This window comes from Vibrio sp. 10N.261.51.A4 (assembly GCF_041471945.1).
Taxonomy (GTDB): Bacteria; Pseudomonadota; Gammaproteobacteria; order Enterobacterales; family Vibrionaceae; genus Vibrio; species Vibrio crassostreae_C.
The window spans coordinates 1-12,093 of the sequence record NZ_JBFRPJ010000033.1 but is presented as its reverse complement, the minus strand read 5'-3'; the positions used below and the strand labels follow the sequence as shown (position 1 = coordinate 12,093).

Below are 12,093 nucleotides of genomic sequence, written 5' to 3'. Positions count from 1 at the left end.
TGCTCGGGCAGGGTCGATTCCGATTCTTAGGGTGTCACGGTCAATGATTAACTCTCGGGCAGGGTCTTTTCTAAATTGCCATGCGCCAGCGACCTCTCCCTTGGCGGGAGCCTTTTTTTTAGCTCCCCCTTTATAATACTACTATACGGAGGGTGGTACACCACCACTAATATATGACGAAAGGCTGAATTTTCGTGTGAATTTTCGTTGTCACCAGTCACTTTTTCGTCTTTTTGATACCACCCCATGTATATGTAGGAGATATGTCCACCACACTCATAAAATCCTCATTTTCAAATTCCCTACATATATTGAGGGGGGTGTCAGACATCTCATTTATTAGCAGGTGCTAATGTTTTGGTGGTTCAATTTTAGTCGAATTTTGATACCACCATTGATATATGTAGGGACAGTGATGCCAAATTCTGAAATGAACTGTCGTTTCATGGTGGTTGATTAGCAGTGATGATCAGAACTAGATTACTTTCGTTAAGGCGCGTCATTGAAAATAAGGATTAACAATACCGCTCAAAATGTGTATGTCGGTTGATGGACGTTCTTTTGAGTAACGATTTTCGATTTCTGGCTAATTGCTTTCAAGAACGCGCAAATCTTCCCATACAATTCCCAATCCCACCAAAATAGAAACGATGTTATGCAATTTTTTTCAATTGTTTCTACAAATGTCATTTCTTAACCGATTTATTACGGTGTTTATCAATATTTCCCAAGCATCTCGATTTTCCTCATACGCAATACGATTTTATTCGATTCATGCACGATATTTTTCAACAGCTAACAATAAACATGAAAAATACCCTCACTAATTGCTAAACCATCATCAATTTTTGTGTATCACTAGGTTTGACATCAAGACAAATGATCGGAGTGATTGATTATGAACAAACAACTGGAAGTTGCAGCGATAGATGTAGGCTTTGGAACCACCTGCGTTGCATCTGAAATAACAGGCGATCACTGTTATTACCATTGCTTCCCATCAAGAGCTGTAAAGGTGAATCCTACAGAGCTGAAGCGACTGGAATCGTTTGGCACAACTCAGCGAAATACGGTTTTAGTGAACATTGACGGAAGTAGTTATGAAGTGGGGCCGGGAGTTTTGTCAAAAGCAGCTGACGCCAACGAAAGACTTCTTAATAAACGTTACATCTCAAGTCCGGCTTACAAGGCGCTGTTTATCGGTGGCTTAAGTCTATTAAAAACGGATTGCATTGACTTGCTGGTGGCTGGTCTTCCATTAAACCAACTTGATCGTAAAGATGAACTACTCAATTTTATGATTGGTGAACATCATGTGGATGGGCGAGTGATCCGAGTAAAACAGGCACATGTATTGCCGCAGCCACTTGGCGCACTTACTTATCATGCAAAGTCTGAAGCAAAGAAAATGAACTGCGGGATTATGGAGGCGCTTGGGAACCGAGCGAGAGTTACTGTTGACCCAGGTTATGGAACAACCGACTTCTTGACTTCAACGGGGCTTACAATCGACGAAGAACGTACAAAGGCATTCGAACTAGGTCAGGGGAAAATTCTCAGAAGCCTGAGCACCTATCTGTCTGAGGTTTTGGGTACGTCCATCGGGACCGAATTGGTAGACAAGGCATTCAACACGAAAAAGCTCGAAATATTTGCTGAAACGTATGACTTCCCTGTCGCTGATGGTGTCTTTGATTGCTTGCCGCTGATTGACAGTTTGTGCAATGAAGCAGTCGATTTACTTACAAACATGCTTGGTGAAGCATCAGACATACAAGAGTTTATTGTGTCTGGTGGTCCAGCTCCCGATTTCGCGAGAGCGCTAGAACGTGCATTTCCGAGACATACTGTGAAGTTAGTCGAGAAACATGAAGTTGCTGTATGCCTTGGTTTTGCTGAGTTAGCTAGACAAATCGCGGGTGTTAATTCAAACAAGGTTGCGTAGCTTATGAGTAATAGTATCGATGTTAACCTGTCGACTTGGGTGGAAAGGGGAGCTATCGAGATCCCAGATAGTCCCAAGTTTAAGCGCATCATGTTGCGACGAATACTAAACAAAGGCGCAGTGATTAAGCGATTGCACGAGTCGAACTGGGAAAAGATATCATCACAAGTTGAGCTTACGATGCCGTTCAACGGCGAGAAGGTTAATGAGCGATTTAGAATATCTAAACGTGATTTCCCAGTTTTGTTAAGCGAATTGAATCATTGTGAAAACCGAAGTTGGTTACTCCCAATTCTTTTCCAATTGGGGCTGTTATATCACCAATCCGGTGAAGCAATTATTAATCGATTTTTGGGTAACGTGAACACCAACAACGAACACGGTTCTTCCCAAAATTCTCCACAGATACCTGAAGCTAAATCACCACAGACAGACCCAGCAGATTTGGTATCTACGGAACTGGTTGATAACTTGACTTCAAGCGGATTAATCAGTTGATTTTGACATAGTACATTTGCAATAAGTCAAGGATTAATATTGCGAATGTGTATGTTTTTTTGTAATCATTGTTGTGATTTTATACATTTATGCAATAATCCAAGAGTTCACTAAAACAAATTGCGTATTATGGAATTCGTAATTTCGTATAAATGAACACAACGTCAATACTGTAAACGCAACCTAACAACGCTCGTGGTGAGCTTAGTAAGGTGTTTGAAAGGTCAATGTTGGGATCGTTCAAACCGCGTAAAAGCATGGAAGATTTACTTATGAAACGTCTAGGCCACATGGCAGCCGTGCGTGCAATTTCCGCTCGCATATTGTCAGCTGCACACCAATCTGTTTTAACTAACAGAGAATGCTCCGCTCAAATTAACTTTCTGACTAACATCGACGTAGATCGATTTATAAGTATCGAGCCCGATACTCTAGAGAAGTTTGTAGAGATGCAGCACCATATCTTTACCCTTGCCCCATTACGTTCTGGCTGCACTAAACAAACAGGTTTATCGGTTCTCAATACCGCAATTGAAACAGGCCAGTTTGAAAATTATCGAACACGATTGAACGCTTATCTCAATGTCACTTCTGAATCTACACCTTCTACCGATGAGATGAGTTTTCAGTGCCAATCACTAATTCTCGCAATGCACAACCTCGCTCAAACAGATCCGCATTCTGCGATGATTGAGCTAATGGCAACTCAACAAGAAATCACTAAGTTTGCTAGTTTTGAGTTGTTTCAAATTGTCAGGTTCACATCTGCCGGTATCAATCCTTTCGTATTTCACGAAGGTACTGAAGCTGAGATGTTGAATGCCTTAGAGACTCATGAATTTCAAAGTCACAATGTCGGCGTAGAACGCATTCGTATGCGTACCTTGACCGATATGATCTAAATTCAGTCTGTTCACAATTTGAAAGGATAGTCATATGTCCGAGATACAATTATCCACAGCGTCTCAAATGGCGCTGAAATTGGAGACGCGAGCACTCGATCTTGTACGCTTTGGTGCAAACGCAGCCACAATTAAAGACCTTTTAGGTTCAGTGCCTAAGTCTGCTCAACATGAGCTTGGCCGAATGCAGACAGACTTTAAAAAATCAAGAATGGGTAAAGATGCGAGCTTTCTTCATCAAGTACCGGAAGCGTTTCCCATCTCGAATAAGCTTTGGGCTTATTATTCAATCCTCTCCAATGACCCATCAGTGAAATTGCCGCTTCAAGACAATATCGACAAGATGCTTGATGCTTATGCAAGAGTATTTGATGAATCGAGTGAAGACATACGTGCTTACGTGAATTTCAATCGATTTGTTCAACTCCTTCATCGTATCGGTGACGGTACGATCCACATTTTCAAATGTGAGTGTGGGACAAAATATATTGGCCACACTGAAAGACCTGGTACTGGTTGTGCTCATTGTCGTGCAGAAAGAGCGAGAAATCGTCGTAAAGCCAAAGCCGCTGAGGTATAGATTATGAAATCGAACTATCTAGGCTTATCGATGTTATGCGCCCTTGCATTTGCAGCTACCGCGACGGCAGATGCAAATTTCGTCAATGATAAAAGTGCCGCTCAAGGTTGGCACTTTTATGGGGAGCCTGAACCAGAAGAACCCAAAAAGCCCGTGCCTCCACCAGTCCCTATTGCCCCTCCAAGTACAGCAAAATCTGGTCCTGAACCTATGTCGACGAAATGGATTCGAGCGAACTTTATGGAGTTTGTTGGTGAAGCAATTAATGACCCTAGTCCGGAGAACATCCAACGAGCCCGATACATGCAACGTGTGATTATGGACAAGGCGACTGCTTTTAGGGAAGCGTGGATGCAAGATGTCATCAACAACCCTCTTCTTGATGAAACACAAGCAAGGCCAACATCGAGTTTTGCTCTTAATGCTAAGAATGAAGCTAAGAATCGTGCAGAACAGGAAGTGGTTCAAGAAGTAGCAAAACAAGCGGGGTTATGGTTCTTTTTTGAGAGCACTTGTGATTACTGTAAACGCCAAGCACCAATTGTCCAACGCCTCATGAGCAAATATGGCTTTAATGTAAATGCGATCAGCATCGATTTAGCGCCAATGGAAAATGGTATGTTTCCTGAGTATCAACCGGATACCAAGCAGAAGTATAAAGAGCTAGGCGTTCAAAGAGTGCCTGCTTTGTTTTTAGTCGGTAATTCCGGTGAGTTCGTAGCGCCCATTTCACAAGGCATTGTGACTGAAAGTGAAATAGTCAGATTGGTTCTTATTCAGGCAAAGACGGCCAATGTGATTTCAGAAGAACAATTTAACGACGCGTCGGCAGTTGAGTCACTACAGCAAATTACACGATTTGAAGATATTGATGAAGAAAGAGCCTTAACAGACGCAAACTATCTAGTTGAAATCTTAGAATCGAACCTCAAGGCACAGCAAGGTTACTAACTTTATCGCGGTTAATTGGAGCCTGTTCATTAGTTAATGAGCAGGCTTTTTTATATCAGTTGCACGTTAATTACCGAAAAAAGGCTCCTTATTTGAATTTTTTGCACTGGCGTTAAGTAACACTAATCCTAGTTCTCTATCAGGATATGGTCATGAAGCTTATACCAGTGGTTCTACTGACATTCAGTACATTAGTGATGGCTAACGAGTCACAAAAGCCCGTGATTACGTCATCAAACACTACCAACTCCCATCAATCGACGACTCGACAAATAGTAGAAATGCCCGATTACGAGCGGCTATTTGGCGCTATTACGTCGAATAAAGGCGACATCAACGCGTTGAAAGTCAGCCTACTTAATTTCTATTCAAGCTTGCTCCCAGTTTTGCGTTATGAAGCTCTCGTTCTTGAGGTCCCTGAAGCTTTGACCGCTTATAGCTCTGCAGAGTCAGCAAGCTACGAACTCGCCAAGCTTCACCTTATTGACCCTCAAACTCTAGAACCAAGTGAATATCAGTTTTATGAGCGAGTAGTGGTTGAAGACAGCTACGAAATTGCGAAGGAGTTGGTACTTAATGTGTTGCCGTTTATCCCTTCGCCTGAATCAGACCAACAGAAAAGTTTGACAAAGAATGTCAATGCACAAGCGCAGGAGGCAATCAATTATGAAACGTATTAGGTCTTTTATCGTTGCCGCCTCGCTGACATGCTCTATGAATGTGTTGGCCAACCCAATGCAAGACGTCTTCAATGGGTACTCGACAGGTCATGGTATTGTCGACTACGAAACCAGTAATAAAAACGCCATCGCACTCGGTTCTTTTTCATACCGTGTTAAGAGTCATGATCCAAATATCGTGAACTTTCAAGTTCCGTCGATGAAAGCCGGATGTAACGGAATCGACCTTAATCTGGGTTCATTTTCAATGATCAAAGATTTAACAGGGATGCTCCAAAACTCAATGAGACAAATTGCAGCGGGTAGTGCGTCGTATGCCTTCAACCTAGCTTTAGATGCTCTGTGTCCGACGTGTGCTGCAAACATCAAAGCCTTGAAAAAAGCGATGGATGAATGGAACAAATTTTTCAAGAACTCATGTGAAGCGGGTCAGGCATTAATGGCCAACGCGGTCGGCCCATATGAACAATCAATCCGAGATGCTTTAGCAATCGGTCAAGCCGCAAACTCAACTGGTGTTGCGACAGATTCAGCTGATTGGTTTCAAAACATAGCCCCAGGCACTTCATTGCTTGAGCTCTCCCAAAAAGTTCAGAATGGTGAGGAATTACTGACAGGTAACCTGCTAATTAACGGCATGAGAACATCAAAAATGAATGTTGGTGCCGCTGACTTCTTCCCTAGATTTTCGGAAACCGTCATGTCACTAGTTGGGACCGAGATCCGAGATGTTGCTGATAACACTGACCCTGACCGCCAAGGTGTCGAAACCTCTTCAATTGCGACAACTCCGGTTCCTGCGACATTGACTCTGCTAGATATCGCCTTTGGTGGCTTTGATACTCAAGAACAAGTGACAAGGCTCAAGTGTAATGACGGTAACCCAGATACTGTGGCCAGCTCTAAATGTCTCGATGTTACTCAGGAAACGATTGATTGGAGGCCGTTGAACAAACAGTTCTTAGAAGCGTTGGACGGAACGACAGACGGGACCGCAGGCGTATTAGAGGTCTATCGAACAGGTGCTCGCGGTGCGAATGATTTTGGTCCTACTCAAAAAGCAGTGATACAGGGTGGCGGTATGGATGTATATGGCTACATAGCTTTACTCGCGACCAAATACAGAAAAAGTTCAGAGGTCCAAGGTTACTACGAGGCAATTGCTAATGAATACGCGTACAACTTTGCGATGCAATTTTTCACATCTGCTCGTGCGTATTTGGATGCGGTTGCAATCGCGGCTAAAGCCGACAGCGATGCTAATGCCCAAGCCTACATAAAAGAAGCAAGAGAAATGTTGAACATACAGATGGACATTGTGGACCGCCACTATGAACAACAAGACTCTAAGAACCGTTTGCATATGTTAGTCGAGAAGAGTATGGAGAACTAAGTCATGGAATTTCTGATATATACCATTGGTAATTTTGATTGGGCTAGACAAGTTTTCCTTGGCTTGTCGATGGCGTTCGATCCATCAGCAGGTGATTTTGGACAGCCTAACTACTTGTTCGGTCTTGGATTAGTTCTTTCCTTCTTCGTTGCAGCCTTCAAACAATTCTTTGAAAAGGGTCAGATTGGTGGTGAATTCTTAGGAACAGTGTGCAAGGGCTATCTTATCTGGATGCTGTGTTTCTACCCGAGAGTCGACATTGTAGTCGAACATGCTGGTACGGGTGATTCAGCGTATTTTACTGACATTCCTATTGGTTTGGCTATCGGTGGAGCTGTAACGACTCAAGTACCTATCGCGTTTATCGATATTTTGAGTGACATCTTTGTGATGCCCCAGAACTCAGGCACACACTTAGACGCACTTAGAACGCTGGTGGCTATCGAAGGGTCTGTAAATAGTCCGAATATTCGTACTATTGGGCATGCAGATAGTGATTTCATACGCAGCATAGACAGTTACATGAATGGCTGTTTGTTCAAAGACATGGAAGTTGGTGGAGCCTATCAAGAGGCGAAGGTTGGCAATGTATTGACGAATGTCGATGCTTGGGCCGCGATGGAGGTCAGCTCAACGATTTGGTACATCGACATGTATCTTGAAGGGCAACCGTCATTCATGTCGTGTAAAGACTCTTACACTGCACTGAGCGCATACATTGATAATGACCAATCGAAATTAGCAGACGGACTCGATGAGTTAAATGAAGCGAAAGGCATATCAGCGACACAAGTAAGCTCTGCACTTCAGCAGTTGGGCTCTGCATCAATGGACAGCTACACATTTCAAATGAATAACTTCCTTGATTATCACGTCAAAAAGAACGCTATGGGGTTAGATGCTAGTCATTCTGCACGAGGCCAACTTGTTGACGCTATGGAATATCAAGCGAAACAACAGCGTCTTTTCACTATGGCAGGTGACAGAAACTTGTGGCTTGAAATGGCCCCTGCCACCATCTCATTTTTTGAAGCGTTCGTGTGGTTTGCTGCACCACTTATGTCCTTCTTTATCATCTTTGGTGAAGGGGGCTTTAAGATCGCCGCGTCATACATGCGATTCTTAGTGTTAGTTGGATTGTATCCATTTGTGATGATTCTGATTAACTTCTATCTCGATTGGTCTATTCAAAATGCGTTGGAAACGTCGATCACTGAGCAAACAGCATACACCATAGGGGGATTGTCCAATTTCTATTCCGAAGCGCGAAGTTATATAGCGACCGCATCTTACATGACGACAATGGTTCCTATGTTGGCTTATATGCTTTTGAAAGGTGGCGAATACGCAACCGTGAGTATGGCTGGCAAGATCGGGGGAACCGCACATGTTAATCCTAGTGCTGTCGCACCAGATATTGCAGTTGGTGCCAAAAATGGTTCACTCAGAATGGGTAATCACAGTTGGACTATGGGTGATAACGGTGTGGTTCATTCAACAAATCAAATTCAAGATCAAAACATGCCAACACTCAGTGGTATGTCGAATATGACCAGTAACTTATCCCTTACATCAAGTATGGCAGAGTCGCGAGTTCAATCATCCCAAGCTTCACATCAACAGTCATGGGGCAAGCTTTCTCAGCTTATGACGCAGATTCAAAAAGGAAAAAGTGCGAACGGTAGTGATAGTCATCAATATTCTGAAAATGCTCAATTTGCATCGCAGGTGCGTGAAGGTTTACAGAAAAACACCAATCTAGATACTCAAGAAATTACTCAATTGATGGGTAAGTTAGTAATGGGTGGTGGTGGCTCGGGTAGCGGAAGTTTCGGTTGGGGAAGTGGAGAGGATTCAACACAGCAAAACTCTGAGAGTGCAAAGACGTCGACTCAAGCTTCTGACTCTACCCAATACAGTAATGGAAAAAATAATAAAACAATGTCGAATACGCAGGGGGGCTCTCAGGCTGCAGGACGACACGGACGTGGCCCCGTGACGAGAACTAGCCATATAGAAGATAAGGGCAATTCAAAAACAGAAAGAGTCCAAGTTACTGACACTAAGAGTAATGACAAGAGTTCCGGAAAAACAAACCGAGTGGGTTCAAGAAGCAAAAGTGATTTCTCGGTTGGTCTTGATGGCCGAGTTCAGGTTAACGCAGAAGGCGGGTTTAACCTTACGGAACGTGAGGCAGAGGCATTGCAGGCAAGCTTAGGTTACGTGACCAGTGAACAAGGCGGCACCAGTGCTCAATATACTAGTCAAGAAGCGATTCAAAAGGTTCATGGTCTTTCAAGAACGACAGGTTGGGGCGAAACGGGACAAAATGCTATTCAAGACCTGAAAAGTTATACAGCTGCGAAACAATTCCAAGAAACGACGCAACACGCATTGGGTGTTGCAAAAGGTTTGAATCAAAATTATTCAACCAATTTTACAAATGCGGCAAACAATAAGGAATTTAAAGAGTGGGTGGCTAATGGTTATAACACCGAAAGTGAGATGGCCAACATGAGCCCAGAGGAGCGTAGAGTCGTTGATGCCAATGCTCAGGCCCGAAACCTCCAAATACAACGTGATGCATCTAAATACTATCACGGAGATGTGGGTCGTGCTGCAGCAGTACTTTTCTCAAGTGAAATGGTTAATCAATATCAAGAAGTGGCGACCGCTAAAGACATGAATTCAATGAAATCGGGCTTGATGGATATCTCGCAGAAATTCAATGAAGCCGACTTCTTGATTGGTGACAAAGCACTTAATGATATGTCGAAAAACTTTGCCACGATGAGTAACAATTTAGGGTCTGTGAAAGATACCACCAGCAACTCAGCCGTAGCAGGCATTCCGGAAGAAATTCAAAGACACCAGCAAGGCTTTGAGAAAACACGAGATGAACGACTGGGTGAGGTTGGTACATTATTGACCACCAAAAATATCAAAGATGAGCACGGGGAAAATGTTGATAAGGCTCGCGCCAATGCATCAAAAGTTGCGCCTGAGAAAACAGATGAAATTAAGGCCATTGAAACTGCCACTGATACAGTTAATCCAACTCCAATTTCTCAAGAAGTTAAGAGTGCTGCGAAAGATGCTGGTGGATTGGTAAATGACGTTGCAGCGGGTCTAGTTTCTCAGTTTCACTCTGCGACAGCGCAACAGCTATCAGAGCCTGCCGCAGAAAACATGAAGCACTTAGAATCACCATTGAATAAAGGTGCTGATTTACTAACAAGACCACAAATTGCAACTAACCCAAGTGCTCGTGATTTTGGACTCACCACTAATTCCGAAGGTGTATATGGTGCCGCTGTGATCGCGTTAACCAGTGATGAGAACACGCTCAATAAAGATGGGCTACTCAGTGACACTGAAATCAAGCATCACAATAATGCGGTTGGGAATATAGAACAACTAAGAACGGAAATGTCTGAGGATGAGTCATTTGCCAAAGAAGTCGGTGGACTTGCATCGGGCAAATACACCATGGAAGCGTTAGAGGACTATAAACTGTTTATGGGTGGCTCTGAGGACGGGTTCAGAGACATTGATTACAACAACGTTGCTCATGTTGCCTCAACACTTGGTACATCCCTTACTGATGAGCAAGTTTCGAATCTATCAAATCAATCTGAGGTCAATAAGAATTACGATGTCGTAAATGGCAAATTGTTATCTAAACATTATCTGCAGATTGGAACAGAGGATGGGGCCGAACACCAGAAAGCTTACCACGCATCTAAAGATACACCGAATGAAGTGAAGTTGTCACAACTTGAAGCGACAGGTAAAGAGCAAAATGAAGCTGCAATTAAAGAGGGCCAATCTAACGGAACAACTCCATTAACGGGTGTTAATGACACCGTAGCGAACACAGCAATGCCGGGTTCTGTACCGTCAAATGAGCCGTCACCAGTACCAAGTTCAATGACAAAATTCGCTGAAACTGCAGCGCAAAGCTTGGCACTTATGGAGGCATCAGAGAACAGTGGTATGAGTGACGAACAGAAATCACAAATCTTTGACTCCATTGACAGTAATACGATTTCTGTAAAAGAAGGAGCTCAACTGTTCAATGCTGTAAGTTCAGGTGAAATGACCGCTAATCAGGCAATTACGTCGTTGCAAGAGAAAGAGGAGATGCTTGCTTCAACAGAAAATACCCAACCTGATGCGCAACCAACAGAGGCAAATAATTCAAAGGAAACAACGACACAACAAACCCAAGGCAATGATCAAACAGGTTTCTCCAAACTAGCTTCAATGGTTGTTAGCGCATTACCTAGTAGCCCATTACAGCCAGAGGACAGTAATAATCAGCATACCCAAGTGCAAAGCAATCAAGAGGTAGCTCCTGATAATAAATCAGCCGAAACGGTAGAGACGTCGAAGACCTCTGACACTGTATCTACGAACTCACGCCCTGAAAGTTCACAAGTGGCAAGCGCATCACCGCAGAAAGTGGCTGAGACAGTACCAGCTAACTCACGTACTGAAAGTTCAGTAGCAAAGTCGGGCAATGTAGAGTCAGCAACACAACTGGCGAGTGCTCCTACTCAAAAGGCAACTGATGCTGTTGCAAATACACAACGCCCTAATACTTCAGAGAAGGAGACGGGAACAAATCAGACCCAATTGGTGAATGCATCCACTGACTCCAATAACGGTAATCAAGGCACGGGAACTAGTGAGGACTCTCAAAATGATTACAAAATGGGGAATCAAACCAAACTAGCATCACTCAACGACACTGATTCAAGTTCGCCTTCTGTTACCGGAAGCGGTTCAATGGACCTAGCATTATTGGAGTCTTCACAGTTCAGTGGTATGGCTGATGGAGATAAAGAGATTGTGATGGAGGCTATTGCTAGTGGCCAACTTACTGCTGATGAAGGCATTGAAGTGTTCAATGCGGTTCAAAGTGGAGAAATTAACTCAGATGAAGCTATTCAGATAGCTAACGGGACAAAGGAATTGCCGAGCGCCCGTAATGAAATGTTGGCTTCTACTGGCTCTAGTCAGTCGAATAGTGACCTTACTGCGAGCTCAGATAATGACATGGGATCGGCGCTTACAGGTGCAGACAATGAGTTCATCTCTAAAGAAAGCGATGCACATTTAGCGTCAACGAGCTTTGAAGC

8 protein-coding genes are annotated in these 12,093 nt (G+C 43.4%); all 8 read left to right on the top strand.

Annotated elements, in window-relative coordinates; translation table 11 throughout:
- Positions 1–898 precede the first annotated feature (898 nt).
- On the top strand, positions 899–1,945 hold the full coding sequence (locus tag AB4384_RS08695; RefSeq protein WP_136987111.1) for a ParM/StbA family protein: 1,047 nt from the start codon (positions 899–901) through the stop codon (positions 1,943–1,945).
- Between the two features lie 3 nt (positions 1,946–1,948).
- Positions 1,949–2,443 (top strand): hypothetical protein, encoded by a 495-nt coding sequence (locus AB4384_RS08690; RefSeq protein WP_136987110.1) that lies wholly within the window; start codon positions 1,949–1,951, stop codon positions 2,441–2,443.
- A gap of 272 nt (positions 2,444–2,715) precedes the next feature.
- A complete protein-coding gene (locus tag AB4384_RS08685) occupies positions 2,716–3,345 on the top strand; it encodes a hypothetical protein (RefSeq protein WP_154723888.1) in 630 nt (209 codons plus the stop codon).
- 34 nt (positions 3,346–3,379) lie between these two features.
- Positions 3,380–3,925 (top strand): hypothetical protein, encoded by a 546-nt coding sequence (locus tag AB4384_RS08680; protein ID WP_081231361.1) that lies wholly within the window; start codon positions 3,380–3,382, stop codon positions 3,923–3,925.
- A gap of 3 nt (positions 3,926–3,928) precedes the next feature.
- Positions 3,929–4,876, top strand: coding sequence for a conjugal transfer protein TraF (gene traF / locus AB4384_RS08675; RefSeq protein ID WP_372050546.1), 948 nt, complete (start codon positions 3,929–3,931; stop codon positions 4,874–4,876).
- A 152-nt stretch (positions 4,877–5,028) separates the two neighbouring features.
- On the top strand, positions 5,029–5,556 hold the full coding sequence (locus AB4384_RS08670) for a hypothetical protein (protein WP_136987106.1): 528 nt from the start codon (positions 5,029–5,031) through the stop codon (positions 5,554–5,556).
- On the top strand, positions 5,543–6,949 hold the full coding sequence (locus AB4384_RS08665; RefSeq protein WP_162299037.1) for a conjugal transfer protein TraH: 1,407 nt from the start codon (positions 5,543–5,545) through the stop codon (positions 6,947–6,949). The genes AB4384_RS08670 and AB4384_RS08665 overlap by 14 nt, the downstream gene beginning before the upstream one ends.
- Before the next feature lie 3 nt (positions 6,950–6,952).
- Positions 6,953–12,093: conjugal transfer protein TraG N-terminal domain-containing protein (locus AB4384_RS08660; protein WP_372098183.1), on the top strand; the 5,141-nt coding region annotated here is incomplete at its 3' end.

What these genes read in the sequence shown, in the direction of transcription:
- AB4384_RS08690 (WP_136987110.1), top strand. Translation starts at nt 1,949, where the DNA reads ATGAGTAATAGTATCGATGTTAACCTGTCGACTTGGGTGGAAAGGGGA.
- traF (WP_372050546.1), top strand. Translation starts at nt 3,929, where the DNA reads ATGAAATCGAACTATCTAGGCTTATCGATGTTATGCGCCCTTGCATTT.
- AB4384_RS08680 (WP_081231361.1), top strand. Translation starts at nt 3,380, where the DNA reads ATGTCCGAGATACAATTATCCACAGCGTCTCAAATGGCGCTGAAATTG.
- AB4384_RS08685 (WP_154723888.1), top strand. Translation starts at nt 2,716, where the DNA reads ATGAAACGTCTAGGCCACATGGCAGCCGTGCGTGCAATTTCCGCTCGC.
- AB4384_RS08665 (WP_162299037.1), top strand. Translation starts at nt 5,543, where the DNA reads ATGAAACGTATTAGGTCTTTTATCGTTGCCGCCTCGCTGACATGCTCT.
- AB4384_RS08670 (WP_136987106.1), top strand. Translation starts at nt 5,029, where the DNA reads ATGAAGCTTATACCAGTGGTTCTACTGACATTCAGTACATTAGTGATG.
- AB4384_RS08695 (WP_136987111.1), top strand. Translation starts at nt 899, where the DNA reads ATGAACAAACAACTGGAAGTTGCAGCGATAGATGTAGGCTTTGGAACC.